General features: G+C 64.9%; 16 protein-coding genes. 8 read left to right on the top strand and 8 right to left on the bottom strand.

Annotated elements, in window-relative coordinates; genetic code table 11:
• Nucleotide 1: 1 nt before the first annotated feature.
• Genes IE92_RS0108675 through IE92_RS0108690 form a run of 4 tightly spaced genes read right to left on the bottom strand, consistent with a single transcriptional unit; the run spans nucleotide 2 to nucleotide 3,658 of the window.
• A complete protein-coding gene (locus tag IE92_RS0108675; protein WP_051701667.1) occupies nucleotides 2-868 on the bottom strand; it encodes a class II fructose-bisphosphate aldolase in 867 nt (288 codons plus the stop codon).
• Nucleotides 865-1,785, bottom strand: a complete 921-nt coding sequence (locus IE92_RS0108680) for a 1-phosphofructokinase family hexose kinase (RefSeq protein ID WP_030148109.1) — start codon at nucleotides 1,783-1,785, stop codon at nucleotides 865-867. The genes IE92_RS0108675 and IE92_RS0108680 overlap by 4 nt, the downstream gene beginning before the upstream one ends.
• The gene (locus IE92_RS0108685; protein ID WP_081863934.1) at nucleotides 1,782-2,786 is read right to left on the bottom strand and encodes an ROK family protein; all 1,005 of its coding nucleotides are present in this window, start codon (nucleotides 2,784-2,786) and stop codon (nucleotides 1,782-1,784) included. Before IE92_RS0108685 ends, IE92_RS0108680 begins: the two co-directional genes overlap by 4 nt.
• On the bottom strand, nucleotides 2,783-3,658 hold the full coding sequence (locus IE92_RS0108690; protein WP_030148111.1) for an SIS domain-containing protein: 876 nt from the start codon (nucleotides 3,656-3,658) through the stop codon (nucleotides 2,783-2,785). Before IE92_RS0108690 ends, IE92_RS0108685 begins: the two co-directional genes overlap by 4 nt.
• 128 nt (nucleotides 3,659-3,786) lie before the next feature.
• Between IE92_RS0108690 and IE92_RS0108695 the strand changes: the two genes are divergently transcribed.
• The 3 genes from IE92_RS0108695 to IE92_RS0108705 all read left to right on the top strand — a co-directional run bounded on the left by IE92_RS0108695 (nucleotide 3,787) and on the right by IE92_RS0108705 (nucleotide 8,330).
• Entirely contained in the window at nucleotides 3,787-4,584 is a 798-nt protein-coding gene (locus tag IE92_RS0108695) for a DeoR/GlpR family DNA-binding transcription regulator (protein WP_030148112.1), read from the top strand.
• Between the two features lie 156 nt (nucleotides 4,585-4,740).
• Nucleotides 4,741-6,516 (top strand): ABC transporter ATP-binding protein, encoded by a 1,776-nt coding sequence (locus IE92_RS0108700; protein ID WP_030148113.1) that lies wholly within the window; start codon nucleotides 4,741-4,743, stop codon nucleotides 6,514-6,516.
• Nucleotides 6,513-8,330: an ABC transporter ATP-binding protein gene (locus tag IE92_RS0108705; RefSeq protein ID WP_030148114.1), complete on the top strand. Its 1,818-nt coding sequence runs from the start codon at nucleotides 6,513-6,515 to the stop codon at nucleotides 8,328-8,330. Before IE92_RS0108700 ends, IE92_RS0108705 begins: the two co-directional genes overlap by 4 nt.
• A 74-nt stretch (nucleotides 8,331-8,404) precedes the next feature.
• Here IE92_RS0108705 and IE92_RS0108710 read toward each other — a convergent pair whose 3' ends face one another.
• The 3 genes from IE92_RS0108710 to IE92_RS0108720 all read right to left on the bottom strand — a co-directional run bounded on the left by IE92_RS0108710 (nucleotide 8,405) and on the right by IE92_RS0108720 (nucleotide 9,986).
• Nucleotides 8,405-8,833 (bottom strand): hypothetical protein, encoded by a 429-nt coding sequence (locus IE92_RS0108710; RefSeq protein ID WP_030148115.1) that lies wholly within the window; start codon nucleotides 8,831-8,833, stop codon nucleotides 8,405-8,407.
• A 208-nt stretch (nucleotides 8,834-9,041) separates the two neighbouring features.
• Entirely contained in the window at nucleotides 9,042-9,419 is a 378-nt protein-coding gene (locus tag IE92_RS0108715; protein WP_245601248.1) for an MGMT family protein, read from the bottom strand.
• A gap of 114 nt (nucleotides 9,420-9,533) precedes the next feature.
• The gene (locus IE92_RS0108720; protein ID WP_030148117.1) at nucleotides 9,534-9,986 is read right to left on the bottom strand and encodes a GNAT family N-acetyltransferase; all 453 of its coding nucleotides are present in this window, start codon (nucleotides 9,984-9,986) and stop codon (nucleotides 9,534-9,536) included.
• 162 nt (nucleotides 9,987-10,148) lie between these two features.
• Between IE92_RS0108720 and IE92_RS0108725 the strand changes: the two genes are divergently transcribed.
• Entirely contained in the window at nucleotides 10,149-11,363 is a 1,215-nt protein-coding gene (locus IE92_RS0108725) for an NADP-dependent isocitrate dehydrogenase (protein WP_030148118.1), read from the top strand.
• A gap of 83 nt (nucleotides 11,364-11,446) precedes the next feature.
• On the opposite strand, the gene IE92_RS0108730 is transcribed toward IE92_RS0108725, so the two are convergent.
• Complete coding sequence (locus IE92_RS0108730) at nucleotides 11,447-11,980, bottom strand: hypothetical protein (RefSeq protein ID WP_030148119.1); 534 nt, start codon at nucleotides 11,978-11,980, stop codon at nucleotides 11,447-11,449.
• A 314-nt stretch (nucleotides 11,981-12,294) separates the two neighbouring features.
• Here IE92_RS0108730 and IE92_RS0108735 point away from each other — a divergent pair, with 314 nt between their 5' ends.
• From IE92_RS0108735 to IE92_RS0108750, 4 genes are all read left to right on the top strand, one after another.
• Nucleotides 12,295-12,921, top strand: a complete 627-nt coding sequence (locus tag IE92_RS0108735) for an LpqN/LpqT family lipoprotein (protein WP_030148120.1) — start codon at nucleotides 12,295-12,297, stop codon at nucleotides 12,919-12,921.
• A 166-nt stretch (nucleotides 12,922-13,087) separates the two neighbouring features.
• The gene (locus IE92_RS0108740) at nucleotides 13,088-14,458 is read left to right on the top strand and encodes an XrtP-associated glycosyltransferase (RefSeq protein WP_245601249.1); all 1,371 of its coding nucleotides are present in this window, start codon (nucleotides 13,088-13,090) and stop codon (nucleotides 14,456-14,458) included.
• A gap of 16 nt (nucleotides 14,459-14,474) precedes the next feature.
• Complete coding sequence (locus IE92_RS0108745) at nucleotides 14,475-16,517, top strand: acyltransferase family protein (protein WP_342666414.1); 2,043 nt, start codon at nucleotides 14,475-14,477, stop codon at nucleotides 16,515-16,517.
• Nucleotides 16,518-16,730: 213 nt separating this feature from the next.
• Nucleotides 16,731-16,934: a hypothetical protein gene (locus IE92_RS0108750; protein WP_030148123.1), complete on the top strand. Its 204-nt coding sequence runs from the start codon at nucleotides 16,731-16,733 to the stop codon at nucleotides 16,932-16,934.
• Nucleotides 16,935-17,016: the final 82 nt, after the last annotated feature.

A 17,016-nucleotide genomic window follows, 5' to 3' on the forward strand; every position in this document is an offset into this window, starting at 1 on the left:
ATTACTGCGTGATGCGGGGAGACTGGGTGGTGATCAGCCGAAGCAGCCGGGCCGTTTCGGTCTGAATCGCGGACTTACCGCGGGCGATATAGCGACGCGGATCGGTCGTCGTGGGGGATTGCTCCAGCTCCGCGCGAATGGCCCGGGTGAACAGGCCGTTGAGGTGCGTGGAGATGTTGATCTTGGTCATGCCCGCGGCGATTGCCCCGCGAAGCTGGTCGTCGGAGAGGCCCGAGGAACCGTGTAACACCAGGGGGACCGGAACCGCGGTGGCGAGGCGGGCGATCAGGTCACGATCCACCTCGGCCGTGCGCTGCTGCATCGCGTGGGAGGAGCCCACGGCGACCGCCAGCGCATCCACCCCGGTGGCCGCGACAAACGCGGCGGCCTCGCCCGGGTCGGTGCGGACGCCGGGGGCATGTACCCCGTCCTTACCGCCGACCTTTCCTAGCTCGGCCTCGATGCCAACCCCGGCCGCGTGGCAGCGGGCGGCGATCCGGGCGGTGGCGTCCACGTTGGCCGCATAGTCCAGTCCGGAGCCGTCGTACATCACGCTGTCCACCCCGAGCCGGAGCCCCTGCATGATCAGTTCGGGATCCTCGATATGGTCCAGGTGCACCAGCACCGGAACCCGGGCGGCGGCGGCGATGCCCAGGCTTCCCCGCAGAATCGGGGTGAGCGAACCGTGATAGCGAACGCAGTTCTCGCTGATCTGCAGGATGACCGGCGACCCGGCCTCCTCGGCACCGGCCACGATGGCCTCGGCATGTTCCAGGAGCACCACGTTGAATGCACCAACGCCGGTGTGCTGCGCGCGAGCCTCGGCCAGGAGCCGGGGCAGGCCGTGCAGGGTACTGGGGGCGATCATCGCGCCACCTCGGCTCGGAGGAGTTCTTCAAATCCTCGGGCGTCGGCGGGATCAAGCTCCCCGGCCACCGGGCTCAGGACTGCGGCCGCCCCGAGCGCTGACGCAGCCTCGAGCGAGTCCAGGATGTCGGTACCCCATTCCAACGCGCGAACCAGGCCGGCGGTCACCGCATCCCCGGCACCGGTCGGATTTCCGGTGATGCCGGGGACCGCGGGCACCGAGCGGGAGCGGTCGGCGGTGTAGCCGAACAGTCCCGCCGAACCCTGGGAGATGACCACCGTATGTGCGCCCAACCGCAGCAGCGCGGCGGCCGCATCGTCGATCCCGTGCGTGCCCGTGGCCTCCATCGCCTCGGCCGCATTGGGGGCGAGGATCTCGGCGCGCGCCTCGGCCGCGGCAATCAGCGCCCGGCCGGAAACATCCACAACCGTATGTGCACCCTGAGTGTGTGCCAGACGCACCCAGTCGGCGACCATGCGCGGATCGGTGTCGACCGGCAGGGATCCGGCAATGACCAGCGCCGAGTGCGCTGCCAAACGGGTGAGCAGCAGCCGGGAGAAGGAGCCCCACTCCATGTCCGTCACCACCGGGCCGGGTTCCCCCAGCATCGTGGGGTGGTCGATTCCGTCAGTCACGGTGACCGTGCGCCGTGTGTGCCCGCGAATCGGGTAGGCGTGAACGGGTATCCCCAGATCCCTCAACGAGGACTCGATCCGGTCGCCGGTGGCACCGCCGAGGGGTTGAATCGTGGCAACCGGAACCCCGAGAATGTGTAGGACACGGGCCACATTATTACCCTTGCCGCCGGGCCGAGTGGTGACCTCACGCACACGCTGAGTGACGCCGATGCGCTGACGCTCGACCCTGTAGCCCAGATCCAGCGCGGGATTCGGGGTGAGGACCAGCACGCCGGTCATACCGTCACCGCCTGATCGGGGCAGGCGGCTTCGGCGGGAGTACCGATTGCGTCCTGAGGGGACGGGGCGCGTTCCTCCCCGGTGGCGACGGCACGGGCCAACAGTGCGGCCCCGCGTGCGCTCGCCGTATCTCCGTGCCGGGCCTTGACGATTTCGGGCGTAGGCATCGGGGAGAGAATCTGGGCGACCCGGGTGCTTAGCGGCAGCAGCAGGAGGTCGCCCGATTCGGCAAGGCCGCCACCCACCACGATCCGGGTGGCCCCGGAAACCGCGGCAATCCAGGCGAGAGTCTCGGCGAGTACCTCGACCGCATCGTCCCAGATGCGCCGCGCTTCGGCACTGTCCGCGCGGACCAGATCCGCAAGTTCGTGGGCGTTCGCGACACCGGCGCGACGAGCGATTGCCCGTGCCGAGGCGGCTTCCTCAACGGTCTGACCGCGGAAGGGTCCGTGGGTGAGCCGCAACTGTCCGATTTCACCGGCGAGCCCGCCGCCCACAACCCGGCCGTTTTCCACCAGGGCGCTGGCGATCCCGGTCCCGATCGGAACAAAGGCGATTCGGTTGTGGCGGACGGTATCGCCCGCGCGCGGATAGCTTTCGGCGAGTGCGCCGGCGCGGACATCGTGTCCAAACGCCAGCGGGAGGGTAAACCCGGCCTCGTCCAGGGCCGTGCGCACTAGGTCGCGCAGCGGGAGATTCCGCCACCCCAGGTTGACCGCGTGGCCCACAACCCCCGAAGCCTCCTCGAGGATCCCGGGGACAACGATTCCCACCGCGAGCGGGGCGTAGCCGGCGGCCCGCGAGGACTCATAAGCCCAGCGGACAATCTCAACAACGAGGCCGGTCAGGGAGCGTGCGCCGGCGTCATTGCTCGGGGTCGTGTCGCGACGCAGCGCGAGTACCCGACCGTCGGAGTGGAAGAGGCCGGTCTTGATCCCGGTGCCGCCCACGTCGATCCCGATCACCACGTCCTCCTTGGGAGTGGCCGATGGGGTGCTCATGCGAGGATGACCGATCGGGTGAGTGCGCGTGGCTGGTCGGGGTTTAGACCGCGCCGCTCGGCGAGGGCCACGGCGAAGCGGTGCACGATCACGAGTTCGGCCAGTGGGTCCAGATTGTGATGCACAAATCGGGCACCGGTGCGGGCCACATCCTGGTCGAGACCCTCGGGGTACTCGCCCAGGGACCACACCAGCCGGCCGGGTTGGGCGATGGCGATCGGGCCGTGCCGGTAGTCCATCGCCGGGTAGGCTTCGGCCCAGAACTGGGCGGCCTCGCGGGTTTTCAGCGCGGCTTCCTGGGCGAGGCCCACGGCGGGGCCGCGCCCCACAAAGGTCACCTGGTCGGCGTCCAGCAGGTCGTCGATGGGAACCGCGAGCGCCCGCTCGGCCTGCGCCGCCAGCGCCTCAATATTCTCTCCCAGGTGCGCACGCAACAGGGCGAGGGTCGTGGTGGCAAACCGGGTCTGGACCACCGATTGCTCATCGGCAAAGGGGATCAGTACCCGGTGGTTGGCAAGGTCGATCACCGGGCTGTCGGGCACCGCGGTGATCACGGTACTGGGGGTGGACACGCGCCCCAGCAGTTCCATGATCTCGGTGGTGGTGCCCGAGCGGGTGATGGCGAGGATTCGATCGTAGGTTCGATCCGTGGGGTATTCCGACCCGGCAAACGCATCGGTGAGGCCCTGACCCGCGCGTTCGCGTGCCACCGCATAGCTCATTGCAATAAACCAGCTGGTTCCACACCCCACCACGGCGACCCGTTCGCCGGGCTGGGGGAGGAGGGCGGCGTTGTTCGCGGCAACCGCGGGAGTCAAACGCCAGGTCTCGGGCTGGGATTCCAGCTCACGGGAGACAAATCGTGAAGCCATTCGATGTCCTTTCATCGGTGCGGTGACTATAGAATATGACTGTTAATGATTGTTAATCAATATAATTAATCAAGATCGATCAAATTGATCGCGATGACCGTGCGTAAAACGACAGATATGATGGCCCCGTGACTACCCAGCAGCGACTCAACCGACTCCTCGACTTTGTGGGGGAACACGGCAATGTCTCGATCGCCGATATTGTGGCCGAGTTTGAGGTGTCGGCGGCAACCGCCAGGCGCGATCTCACCACGCTCGCCGAGCAGCGACTGGTGACTCGCACCCACGGCGGTGCTTCGGCGCTGAGCACCGGATACGAGCTACCGTTGCAGTACAAGATCGCGCTGCAGGCCGAGGCCAAGATCGCCATCGCCCGGGCAACCGCGGCCCTGATCCCCACCGGGGCGACCGTGGGGATCAACGGGGGAACCACCACCACCGAGGTCGCTCGACACCTCGCCAAGAGCGAGCGGTTTGTGCGCGAGGACGGCGAGCCGGGACTGACCCTGGTGACCAATGCGCTGAATATCGCCTATGAGCTCTCGCTGCGCCGCAACGTGAAAATCACCGTGACCGGGGGTGTGGCCCGCGCCCAGTCCTATGAGCTGGTGGGGCCGCTGGTGCGTGACACGCTGACCGAGTTTGCCCTCGACGTGGTGGTACTTGGCGTGGATGGGCTGGGGCCCAAATTTGGGGCAACCACCGTGCACGAGAGCGAGGCCGAGGTGAGCCGGATCTTTGCCGAGGTGGGGTCTCGGGTGATCGTGGTGGCCGATTCCACCAAGATTCTGCGCTCTACTTTTGCGCGAATTTGCTCCCTTGATGCCATCGACGTCCTGGTCACGGATCAGCCGCTGAAGCTCGAGATTGCCGACCAGTTCACCGCCGCCGGAGTGGAGATCGTGGTTGCCTCCCACGAACCCTAGGCGTGGCCAGCCGCGGAAAATAACGTGGAATTAGCTTGAAATTTTTCCGAACCTGACGATATCCTGAAAGGCTGTTCGCCGGGACCCGGCGTCACCCTCGTACATCGACGTTCAATTTCTCGGTGGCGGGGCCAAATTTCGACCTTCCGGGTACGCATGTCTTCACCTTCTGTTTTTTCCTCCCTGTGGCGCCTGCGCGAGTACGCACGTCCCGCTTTGCCGCGCCTCGCGCTCGGCGGCGTGGCCGGGCTGTTCGCGGGGCTACTGGCGCTGGCGATCCCGCTGGTGCTGCGCGAACTCGTGGATGGGCCGCTGGCCTCCCGCGACACCGCCCTGATCATCGGTGCGGCCGGCATCGTGCTGGCGCTCGGCGTGGCCGAGGCGGCCACCGTGGCCGTGCGCCGCTGGCTGGTGCTGACCCCCGGCACTCACGTCGAGGCGGCCATGCGCAACGCGATGTATGAGCGCCTGCAGGATCTGCCGGTGTCCTTCCACGACCGCTGGCAATCCGGTCAGCTGCTCTCGCGTCAGGGCACCGACCTGGGGCTGATTCGTCGCTGGCTCGCCTTCGGCATCATCCTGCTCTTTGTAAACCTGGTGACCATCGTGGTGGGCACCGCGGTGCTGTTCACCTGGCATCCGCTGCTCGGCGGGATCTTCCTGCTGATCTCGGTGCCGATCTGGATCTACGGCTTCGCGTTTGAAAAGCGCTACGCCGTGGTGGCTCGGCTGAGCCAGGACCAGACCGGCGACCTGGCCACCTCGGTCGAGGAATCGGTGCACGGCATCCGGGTCCTCAAGGCCTTCGGCCGTGGCCGGCACGCGCTGCGCGGCTTCACCCGTCAGGCCCAGGACCTCCAGGGCACCGAGATCAAGAAGGCCAAGGCCCTCGCGGGCATCTGGCTGTGGCTTGTGCTGCTCCCGGACATCGGTTTCGCGCTGTGTCTGCTGGGCGGGATCTGGCTGGCCAGCCTGGGCCAGATCAGCGTGGGTGAGCTCTTTGCGTTCTTCGCCACCGCGACGATCCTGCGCTTCCCGCTGGAATCCATCGGCTTCCTGCTGGCGATGACCCTGGACGCGCGTGCCGCGACCGACCGTTTCTTCGAGGTCATGGACGAGCCGATCACCCTGGCCGATCCCGAGGCCCCGAAGCACATCGAGAATCCCCGCGGACGCCTGGAATTCGACGACGTCCACTTCCGCTTCCCCGACGCCCCCGCGGGCACCCCCGACCTGCTGGACGGGGTGTCCTTCACCGTGGAACCCGGTCACACCGTGGCCGTGGTGGGGCTGACCGGATCGGGCAAGTCCACGCTGACGGCCCTCGCCTCGCGCCTCTACGAGGTGACCGCGGGATCCATCCGCCTGGACGGGGTCGACCTGCGCGAGCTCAACCGCGACGACATCTACGCCAACCAGTCGGTGGCGTTTGAGGAGCCCACGCTCTTTAGCGCCTCGATCCGGGACAACGTGCTGCTGGGCCGGGAGGACACCAAGTCCGACCCGGAGACCGCCCAGAAGTCGCTGGATCGCGCCCTCGACGTGGCCCAGGCGGACTTTGTCCGTCGTCTGCCCGAGGGTGTGGAAACCGTGGTGGGTGAGGAGGGCATGAGCCTCTCCGGCGGTCAGCGTCAGCGCGTGGCCCTGGCTCGTGCGCTGGCCACCGACCCGAAGATCCTGGTCCTCGACGACCCGCTCTCGGCGCTGGATGTCAACACCGAGGCCCGGGTCGAGGAGGGGATGCGCCGCGACTACGGCACCACCTCAACCCTGATCGTGGCCCACCGTCCCTCGACCGTGCAGACCGCCGACCACGTGGTCCTGCTGCACGAGGGTCGCATCCACGATGCGGGCACCCACCGTGAGCTGCTGGAACGCAGCGCCGAATACCGATTTGTACTGTCCAGTTTGGACGAGGAGAACACCCGATGAGTGACAACACCGTGCAGGGGGTGAACGGCGAGGAACGCTCCTCGCTGACCCCCGAGGAATCCGCACGGATCCGTAAGCGATCCCTGAAGCTCCTGGGTGAGCTGGTGCGTCCGGTTCGCGGCCGGGTGATCCTGACGATGGTGGTCGTGATTCTCTCGACCGCCGCCCAGGTCGCCGGCCCCGCGCTGATCGCGTTCGGGCTGAACCAGGCGCTTCCCGCGGTGCTGGATCAGGCCGACTGGGCCCCCGCCTTCCTGGCCGTGGGCGCGCTGCTGGCCTCGGGCATCGTGGGCGCCGTGCTCATCTCCTGGTACACGATTCTGAGTGCCCGGGTGAGCCAGGCGATCCTGCTGGACCTGCGCCTGCGCGTGTTTGCGCACACCCAGGACCTGAGCCTCGACTTCCACGAGAGCTACACCTCGGGCCGGATCATTTCCCGCCAGACCAGTGACCTCGACGCGATCCGCGAGCTGCTGGATTCCGGCATCAACCAGCTGGTGTCCGGCGTGCTCTACATGTCGTTCACCGCGGTGGCGATGGTCCTGCTGGACCCGATCAGCGCGCTGGTGATCGCGATCGCCCTGATCCCGCTGTTCCTGCTCGGGCGCTGGTTCCAGCGCCGCTCGCAGGTGCTGTTCCGCCAGCAGCGGGTGGCATCGGCGCAGACCATCGTGAAGTTTGTCGAAACCATGACCGGCATCCGCGCGGTCAAGGCCTTCCGCGCCCGTCGCCGCAACGAGGAGGAGTTCGGCGAGAAGGTCGAGAACCTGCGCGGGATCAACGCCCGGGTGATCGGCCTGTTCGGAATCTTCGATCCGGGCCTGATCCTGATCGCCAACGTCTCGGTGGCCGTGATCGTGCTGGTGGGCGGCCTGCGGGTGGCCGGCGGTTCGATCGCGATCGGAACGCTGCTGGCCGCGGTCCTCTACGCCAAGCGCTTCTTCGACCCGGTCGAGGACATGGCCATGTTCTACAACTCCTATCAGTCGGCCGCGGCCGCGCTGGAGAAGATCTCGGGTGTGCTGGAGGAGGAGCCGGGGGTTCCCGCTCCGCAGACCCCGGTCGCGCTGCACACGCCGCGCGGTCACCTGGAGTTCCAGGAGACCACGTTTGGGTACGGTAACGGGGTGGAAATCCTGCCGAAGTTCTCGCTGGAGATTCCCGCCGGGCAGACCATCGCCCTGGTGGGGGCCACCGGCGCGGGCAAAACCACGCTGGCCAAGCTCATGTCCCGGTTCTACGACCCGACCTCGGGCCGGGTGACCCTGGACGGGGTGGACCTGCGCGATCTGGACGATGCACACCTGCGCCGTGCGGTGGTCATGGTCACCCAGGAGGCATACCTGTTCTCGGGCACCATCGCCGACAACATCGCGCTGGGCAACCCCGATGCCACCCGCGAGCAGATCATCGAGGCCGCCCGCGCGGTGGGCGCCGACACCTTCATCGAGGCGATGCCCGCCGGGTTTGACACCGACGTGAATAAGCGCGGTGGGCGCCTGTCGGCGGGTCAGCGTCAGCTGGTCTCGTTTGCCCGCGCGTTCCTCGCCGATCCCGCGGTGCTGCTGCTGGATGAGGCCACCGCCTCGCTGGATATCCCGGGGGAACGCGCGGTGCAGAACGCACTGCAGACCCTGCTGGCATCGCGAACCGCGGTGATCATCGCGCACCGGTTGTCCACGGTGGCGATCGCCGACCGGGTGCTGGTGATGGAGCAGGGCCAAATCGTCGAGGACGATACCCCCGAGGCACTGATCAGCGGGACCGGCCGCTTTGCCAAACTGCACGCGGCCTGGCGAAACTCACTGGTCTAGACCCGGACATCAAAATCGCGAGGGTGCCACGGATTGATCCGTGGCACCCTCGCGATTTGTCCTGAGTATCTCGACTACTTGGGGGAGACCAGCGTCTCGCCGTAGTAGTTGCCGCCCGCGGTGAAGATGCTCCAGTCTCCGCAGATCTGGACCTCCTTGGGGACCTCGGTGGGCCACCAGGTGTCGTTCAGGCCGGGCGACTCGGGGCGCTCACCGGCCTTGCAGGCACCCTCGGGCAGCGGGGAGTCGGTGTGGAAGGTGATCAGGGTGCCCGGGGTGGACGGGTGCGACTTGATCCGAATGTTAGTGGAATCCTCGGGGATGAACGGGGTCGGAGCGAGCTTCGCGGCTTCCGGCGCAAATTCCTTATAGGTGGGATAGATCGCGGACTTCGGTTCGGCAATCAGGGTGTTGACCGTTCCGCACCCGGCAAGCCCAATCACCCCGACCACGGAGAGTGCGGCGAAGGAGAGAATGCGGGCAGAAGACCAAACACGTTGCATAATTCCATTACAACGCGCTTTCCTGTGACGAACATCGTACGCGGGCGTGGCGTGTGTCGTCCTCGGGGATGATTTTCGGCGCCTGGCGGCTAAAAACCGCGTATTAACGCGGAGTTAAGTTGCCTCGGTGACACATTACCGAATTGCAACGATTTGGTAATGATTCTCGTGCGCCTCTTCCCATGTTCCCCATTTGGGGGACCGGAAATCACGCCTTTGCGCCCGGGGGCTTTGCGTCGGCGGCGGGGTGTTCCTCGAACACCGTCTCGACCCGGGTCACGAATGCCGTTTTTGTCGGCCGCGGATGTCTACCCAGCCGGCGCAGCGCCGTGCCCTCGGCCTCCCAGTGTTCGAGCGCGACCTCGTTCAGATGGACCGGCAGCGTTCCGTCGGCACGGAGCACACGCCACCAGGGGAGATCGTGCCCCTGACGCGCCATGATGGCGCCGACCTGCCGGGCGGCGCGGGTCCCCATCGCCGCGGCCACGCCGCCGTAGCTCATGACCCGGCCCGAGGGAATGGCCAGGACCACACGATAGACGGCCTCGAGAAACGCCTCGGGATCGTCAATCCGAGGCAGCGTCACCCGGAATTCGGGCTCGCCGGACGCCGGTATCGGTGCCTGCGCCGCAGAGTCCCGAGCGGTAGGTTTCCGAACGACAGGTTCCCGCGCGGCGGAGCGCCGGGTCGGTGCCGTCATCTAGATCGCGCGGCGGGCCAGGACCTCGCCGTACGCGGTTTCCCCCACGGGCTCAAAGCCCACCTGGCGGAAGAACACATCGGGGCCGAGGTCGCCGGGCTCGTAGATCACGCTGACGTGATCGAAGCCGCGCTTGCGGGCCTCCTCGGTCAGGGCGTCGACCGCGAAGGTACCCACGCCCTCGCCCTGGGCGTCGGCGTCCACGTTGATGCGCCATAGGACGCTGCGGAACTCCTCGCTGGGGGAGTCCTCGTCGAAGGATGCCTGGACAAATCCGACCACCTTGTTGTCGCGCAAAACCACGCGCTGCCAGGTGGTGGAGGGGTCGGTGACGGCGGCGGCTACCGAGTATGAGACGGGCGCAACAAACTGCTCCTGTCCGGGCTTCAGGGTCAGGGCGTTTACCGCGACGATGGTCGTGGCCGAAAGTTCCTCAAGGCGTAGGTCGGTCATATCCCTAGGGTAGCCCCACCCTCCTGGCAGTGGTAGTCCGCGACGCGAATACTCTGGATACTGGATGTTCACCCATCGAATCTGTCTCGATGTCGAGATAATTCGCTCGCTCCGGTAAGCTGGCTGATGGCCGGACCCGGCCCGTTTCTGAGGAGCACTCTTATGAGCAAAATCAAGGTTGAGGGAACCGTTGTCGAGCTCGACGGCGACGAGATGACCCGCATCATCTGGCAGTCCATCAAGGACACCCTGATTCACCCCTATGTCGACGTGAACCTGGAGTACTACGACCTGGGTATCGAGTCGCGCGACGCTACCGACGACCAGATCACCATCGATGCCGCTCACGCGATCCAGAAGCACGGGGTCGGCGTGAAGTGCGCAACCATCACCCCCGATGAGGCTCGGGTCGAGGAGTTCGGCCTGAAGAAGATGTGGAAGAGCCCCAACGGCACGATCCGCAATATCCTCGGCGGCGTGATCTTCCGCGAGCCGATCATCATCTCCAACATCCCGCGCCTGGTTCCGGGCTGGAACAAGCCGATCATCATCGGCCGTCACGCCTTCGGTGACCAGTACCGCGCCACCGACTTCCTGTTCCAGGGTGAGGGCACCCTGACCGTTGAGTTCACCCCCAAGGACGGTGGCGAAGCTCAGAAGTTCGAGGTTTACCAGGCACCCAGCGACGGTATTGCCCAGGTTCAGTACAACCTCGACTCCTCGATCCGCGACTTCGCTCGCGCCTCGCTGAACTACGGCCTGAGCCGCAACTACCCGGTCTACCTCTCGACCAAGAACACCATCCTCAAGGCCTATGACGGTCGCTTCAAGGACATCTTCCAGGAGATCTTCGAGGCCGAGTTCAAGGCCGACTTCGACGCCGCGGGCCTCACCTACGAGCACCGCCTGATCGATGACATGGTGGCCTCGGCCATGAAGTGGGAGGGCGGTTACGTCTGGGCCTGCAAGAACTACGACGGTGACGTGCAGTCCGACACCGTGGCCCAGGGCTTCGGCTCGCTGGGTCTGATGACCTCGGTCCTGTCGACTCCGGACGGCAAGGTTGTGGAGGCCGAGGCCGCCCACGGTACCGTGACCCGTCACTACCGTCAGCACCAGGCCGGCAAGCCGACCTCGACCAACCCGATCGCCTCGATCTTCGCCTGGACCCGTGGCTTCGCCCACCGTGGCAAGCTGGATAACAACCAGGAGCTGATCGACTTCGCGAACACCCTCGAAGACGTCGTGATTAAGACCGTCGAGTCCGGCAAGATGACCAAGGACCTCGCGCTCCTGGTTGGCCCGGACCAGGCCTACCAGACCACCGAGGAGTTCCTCGCGTCGATCACCGCGAACCTGCAGGCTCGCCTGGGCTAGTCGCCCCTCGTCAAAAGCCCCGTCGGATCCTCGGATCCGACGGGGCTTTTGCGTACCCGGAGGCAGCGCTTGTGGGGCGAGTGTTATCCCGCGGGGGCCTCGGTCGGGGGCGTGGCGCTGGGGCAGAGCTTGAGGAATGCCGCATCGGCGTCCTTGGCTGCCTTTTCCGCTGTGGACAGCTTGTCGAGGTCCACCTTGCTGGGGTCGGTCTGGCCCTGCTGGAGCACATCGGCCATCGCCGCGGCGGTGCTGGTGAGCAAGAGTCCGGCCTTGCGAACCTCATCATTATTGATCGCGTTGAAGGCGTTAGAGAGCTCGATATTGGTGGCGCGCAGGGTTGCGAACGCGCCCGCCGGGTCCTCGGTGGGGTTGACCGTCGAGTTGGCCGGATACGCGGTGTTGAGGGCGGCATTGGCCGTGGCGCAGGCGGTGGCCAGATCCACGGGGTCGCCCGTGGGGGAGGTGGTTGGGGAGGGGAAGGGCTCGCTCTTCGGCGCGGATTCCGCGGTGGAGGAAGGTGCGGGGGTCGGGTCTGCGGCCGAGCAGCCGGCGAGGCCGATGATGCCGGCAAGCAGAACCGGCACCAGGGCGAAACGGCGGGGGATAAGCGGGTGCATGAGAGTCTTTCGGATCGGGTGCTCGGTGAGCGTAGCAGACCGGCCTGGGTCTTCGATTAGCCGAGAGAATTCACGCGATCGGGTCGCACAGCGCGGCGGTAGAACGCATTGCATAACGCTTGATGTGTAAATACGTCAGGGCAAGGTGCAATTCGCGTCGCGTCGTTCTCGGCAGCGTTGTCCTAACATATCGTTGAAAATGACCGCGGGCCCTGTGCGATCTTAGACAACGGTTGTTATCTATTGGATTCACGAAGTCGAACTCCGCGGGCACCGTAAACCGATAACCCCCAACCACGGAGCTTGAAGACTCGATGAAAAACCTGAAATCTCGCCTCACCGCCCTTGCGCTCGTGAGCGTGCTGGGCCTCGCTGGCTGCAGCGCCCAGGACGGCACGACGAAGCCCGACTCCTCCAGTTCTGCGTCTGCCGAAGCGGGTGCGGAGGACCCCACGGGGTTCGTGACCATCCTCAAGGAAAACAACATCAAGACCGAGCCGGTGAACCCGGCAAAGGGCACGAAGCTGGAACTGCCTGAGGTAGAGGGCTGGACCACCAGCACCGATTCCCCGCCGCCCGGCACCCTCGCCATCATTACCGGTCCGCGCGGTGAGAGCGGATTCATCCCCAATCTCGTTGTCTCCGCCCTGAAAATTTCGGGTGATGCCAAAGCCGAAGAGATCGCTCAGGCTCTCGCTACCGGGCACCCTGGAACCGACGTCCAGATCGATGCGCCGGCCGAACCCGGCGACACCTTCACGGTCACCGGAGGACAGGTCGCGGGAGATACCCCGATGACTCTCAACCAGTACGGACGAATCGTGACCGAGGGTAAAACCAAGTACCTGCTGCTGAGCCAGCTCAGCGCAACCACCGCCGATGCCGACGCTCAGGGTGAAGCCATCCAGGCTTCCCTTCCAACCGGCATCACCCTGAAGTAGTCGCTCGCTCGAAGTCTCCGCTTCGGTCGTTTCATCGGTCGGAGATTTCGAGTGTAGAGCCTTCGAGTGCGGAGCCTTCGCTCCCAGACGTAACCCCACCGCATCATAAGGAAGCCGTGCCGGGTTCCTTTGACGACCCCAAAACTGACACCGTGAAAGGAACCTCGTGAACAGCGACACATTCTTCGCAATCTGCCTCATCTACTCGGGGGTTTTCGGCACGATGTTCATTTTGTACATCGTCGCGATCATCATCCCGTTCAGCCGGCTGAAGCCGGATCAGCCGGGCAACCCCGAAGATTTTGAGTGGCACTTTGTGGTTCCCTGCCGAGACGAGGAAGCCGTGATCGGCGACACCATCCTCTACCTCACCGAGTTTTTCCCCAGCGCCCACGTCTGGGTGATCGATGATGACTCCGAGGACTCCACCGCCGCGATCGTCACCGCCGCCGGGGAACGCAATACCCGAGTCCACCTGGTCCAGCGCCGCCGCCCCAACGCCCGAACCGGCAAGGCGCACGCACTGAACTATGCCTGGAAGCAGATCCTCGACTTCATGGGCCCGGACGCCGATCTTTCCCGCTCCATTCTGACCGTGGTTGACGCCGATGGGCGCCCCTCCGAAAACCTGCTCGAAGTGAGCTCGGGTCCGAACCTGTTCGGGGCTCGCGGCGTCGCCGCGGTGCAGGTTGAGGTTCGGATGTCCAATCGTTCGATACGCCGCCCCTTCCCCGAGTCCGACTGGTATAAGAATCTGGTTGCTCGCACCTTCGTTCGGATGCAAGACATTGAGTTTCGCGGTCCGATCTCAGCCATCCAGACCAGCCGTAAGTACACCCGAACGGTGAACGTCGGAGGTAATGGCCAGCTGGCTCGCATGTCTGCGCTGCTGGAAATCTCCGATGATGATGGCCCGTGGCGGGGAGCGCTGCTGGAGGACTTTGAGCTGGGTTTGCACCTCCTCCTGTCCGGCTGGCGCAACGCCTACACGGCATCGGCCTGGGTGGATCAGGAAGCCCTGTATTCGCTGCCTCGCTATATCACCCAGCGCGCCCGCTGGGTGCAGGGCACCATGCAGTGCATCCGCTACTTCCCGAGCCTGTGGAAGAGCCGATCGGTAAAAAACGCCGGGGCGTTGGAGATTTCCTACTTCCTGATTCAACCCTGGGTTCAGCTGCTGGGCACCCTGTTCTACCCGATTCCGATCTTCTTCCTGATCTCGACCCTGGCCGAGGACCCCAAGCGCACCGCGATGTATTTGAGCGGAGGCGGCTGGCTGGTCCTGATCGGACTGGTGGTCTTCACCTTCGCCCAGTTCGGGGTGTGGGGTCCGATCTACCGCCATCGCAGCGAACCGAAGGCATCGGCCCTGACCGGGATCGGCTGGGGGCTCAGCTATGTGCCCTACATCTACCTGTCCTACGCGGTGGTCTGGAAGGCGTTTGTCCAATTTGTCCGCCGTCAAAACGGCTGGGCCAAAACCGTGCGCAACGGTGAGGCCGCATCCGATGCCGTTCTTGTTGCCCGATTGAAATAACGAAGGGAGAAATTCCGTGAGTCTTGTCACAACACCCCCTACGGAGAGCCCTCTCCCCGTTCGTCGCCGCGATCTTCGTGCGCAGACGCTTCCGACTACCCCGAAGGCTCCTCCGGCATCTCGCTCCCCGTGGTTTTTCCCGGCGGTAGACGGGATGCGCGGCCTGGCGATCGCCTCGGTGCTGCTGTACCACACAAACTGGAGCCCACGCGGGCTGTTCGGTGTGGACGTCTTTTTTGTGGTGTCAGGGTTCCTGATCACGCTCCTGCTGATGCGCGAGCTGGATCGCACCGGCACCATCAAACTCAAGAAGTTCTACGTGCGCCGGGTGAAGCGTCTGTTGCCCGGCCTGATCATCACCCTGGGTCTGGTTATCTGGGCGACCTGGCAGTTCGGTACGCTCCAGGAGCTACAGACCAACGCCACCAAGTCGATCTTCTCCCTGCTTCAGATTGCCAACTGGCAGCAGCTCAACTCGGGCGAGGCCTATTGGGAAATGACCGGCAATATTCAGCCGCTCGCACACATGTGGTCGCTGTCCATTACCGAGCAGTTTTATGTCGTGTGGCCGCTGTTCCTGCTCGCAGCCTGGTGGCTGTGCAGGCGACGCGCGCTGCCCATGCTGATCGTGCTGCTGGTGGCTCTGGTGGGTTCGGCACTCGTGGCACCCCTGATGTGGGACGGCTCCAACTCGGACCGTCTCTACCTGGGAACAGAGACCCGTGCCGTGGGATTCATGGCCGGCGCAGCGCTGGCAGCCACCGTCTTTCTCGTGGTCAAGCGCCGTCTGGACCGTGGCACAGCCGAGCCCTCCTCTCGCACCTTTAGCTTCCTGATCACAAGCCTCAGCGTGGTGACCCTGCTGATCGTTGTGGGCGCGAGTATCGCTACCGCGTCGTATCACGAAGCATGGCTCTACCAGGGCGGCCTGGCGGCCGTGGCAATCGCCGCCGCGATTTTTACCGCGACGCTGTGTTTCTCGGCCAACCGTATGGTGCGCTTCTTCTCGTTCTCGATCTTCGTCTCGTTTGGGCGGGTGAGCTACACCGTTTACCTGTTGCACCTGCCCGTTTTCTGGGGCCTGCAGAAACTGGTTCCCTCGATAGAACCACTAACGCTGTTCTTCTTCGGGGGTGGCCTCACCTGGCTCCTTGCCGCGTTCCTGCACCATGCGATCACCGAGCGGATGCGCCTGTCCACCTGGAAGATCAGCCGCGGCGTGCCCGCGCTGATCGTCTCGATGGCCCTGGTCTTCGCCGGCAGCATGTTCCTGCCCGAACAGCGAATGGCGGCGATGCGTGACACCACGATTTCCGCCGCCGATACCTCCAACCTCAATCTCGCTCCCGGTCGCGCGGGGGGCCGCCCGGTGGTACTCACCGTGGGAGACTCGCTCGCCAACGACTTCGCCACGATGCTCACCGAGCACGGAAGCAACGCGTTTGCGGTTTCCGACGCCGGTGTGGGCGGATGCGGGCTGATGTCTCCGGAACAGGTTCGTTCGACCAACGGCTATGTATGGGAAAAGCAGACCCAGTGTCTGTCCTGGATCTACACCGTGCCCAAGGCCATTAAAGAGGCCCAGCCGGACATGATTCTGATTCACAGCTCCTGGGATGCCGCCGATCAGCTGGTCGACGGAACCTGGATGAACGTGTGTGAGCCCGCCTACCAGGAACGCTACCTGGGCCAGCTGAAGAAGATTGTCGACTGGCGCGACCAGACCGTGCCCGATGCCCAGATTCTGTTTGCCAATGAGCGGCCCACCAATGGCATCATCTCGGTGGCCAGCCAGATGGGGTGTTATAACGACCTCCTGAAGACGGCTACCGAGACGTTCCCCCAGTCAACGGTGTTCGATTGGGCCGGATCGCTGTGTCCCGAAAACGGACCGTGCCGCAGCGAGACAGCCAACGGCGAGGCGATCTTCCTCAAGGACAACGTGCACCTCAGCAAGGCGGGGATGGACACCCTGACCTCCTGGCTGGAGAAGGAGCTGGCCGATCAGCGGGCAACCTTCACCGCGGCTTCATCCTCAGCGGACGCCGCCAATGGTTAGCCGGAAGAAGCGATTGATCCAGGCCTCTGGGGAGGGGTTGCCTCCACCCATTGGTGCATCGGGGTCGCTCGCGGATAGCCACGCGCGGCCCATCAGCTTGCCGAAATCGAAATGTCAGATTCTCGGCGGGACCGGGATGCTTCTCATCCCAGACACCCCGGCCATCCGGCCGGGACAACAAACACCTAGGAAACAGAAACAGGGGGGAAACGTATGTACGGATCCGGAAATGGCGGCCTGATTGGCGGCGGTGGTCTGCTCGGTGGCGGCCTGATTGGCGGGGGCGGGCTGCTCAGCTCGACCGGTGCCTCGGTCACCGGAGCGGTGGTTCTGCTGGTCACGCTGCTGGCAAGCGGCGCTCTCATGCTGCGTGCGCGTCGAGTCAACGAGTCGCGCGAACGCAACAGCCACGTCTAAAAATCCGTGCTGGGCACCTTGAACGAGGTGCCCAGCACGGGGTTACTCGTTCTAAATGGTGCCCGTGCGGTGCCGGCCGTCC

The organism is Mycetocola saprophilus, from assembly GCF_000718085.1.
Lineage (GTDB): Bacteria > Actinomycetota > Actinomycetes > Actinomycetales > Microbacteriaceae > Mycetocola > Mycetocola saprophilus.

Coding starts and splice junctions, on each gene's coding strand:
- IE92_RS0108700 (WP_030148113.1), top strand. CDS start 4,741: ATGTCTTCACCTTCTGTTTTTTCCTCCCTGTGGCGCCTGCGCGAGTAC.
- IE92_RS0108710 (WP_030148115.1), bottom strand. CDS start 8,833: ATGCAACGTGTTTGGTCTTCTGCCCGCATTCTCTCCTTCGCCGCACTC.
- IE92_RS0108685 (WP_081863934.1), bottom strand. CDS start 2,786: ATGAGCACCCCATCGGCCACTCCCAAGGAGGACGTGGTGATCGGGATC.
- IE92_RS0108705 (WP_030148114.1), top strand. CDS start 6,513: ATGAGTGACAACACCGTGCAGGGGGTGAACGGCGAGGAACGCTCCTCG.
- IE92_RS0108750 (WP_030148123.1), top strand. CDS start 16,731: ATGTACGGATCCGGAAATGGCGGCCTGATTGGCGGCGGTGGTCTGCTC.
- IE92_RS0108680 (WP_030148109.1), bottom strand. CDS start 1,785: ATGACCGGCGTGCTGGTCCTCACCCCGAATCCCGCGCTGGATCTGGGC.
- IE92_RS0108720 (WP_030148117.1), bottom strand. CDS start 9,986: ATGACCGACCTACGCCTTGAGGAACTTTCGGCCACGACCATCGTCGCG.
- IE92_RS0108690 (WP_030148111.1), bottom strand. CDS start 3,658: ATGGCTTCACGATTTGTCTCCCGTGAGCTGGAATCCCAGCCCGAGACC.
- IE92_RS0108735 (WP_030148120.1), top strand. CDS start 12,295: ATGAAAAACCTGAAATCTCGCCTCACCGCCCTTGCGCTCGTGAGCGTG.
- IE92_RS0108725 (WP_030148118.1), top strand. CDS start 10,149: ATGAGCAAAATCAAGGTTGAGGGAACCGTTGTCGAGCTCGACGGCGAC.
- IE92_RS0108730 (WP_030148119.1), bottom strand. CDS start 11,980: ATGCACCCGCTTATCCCCCGCCGTTTCGCCCTGGTGCCGGTTCTGCTT.
- IE92_RS0108675 (WP_051701667.1), bottom strand. CDS start 868: ATGATCGCCCCCAGTACCCTGCACGGCCTGCCCCGGCTCCTGGCCGAG.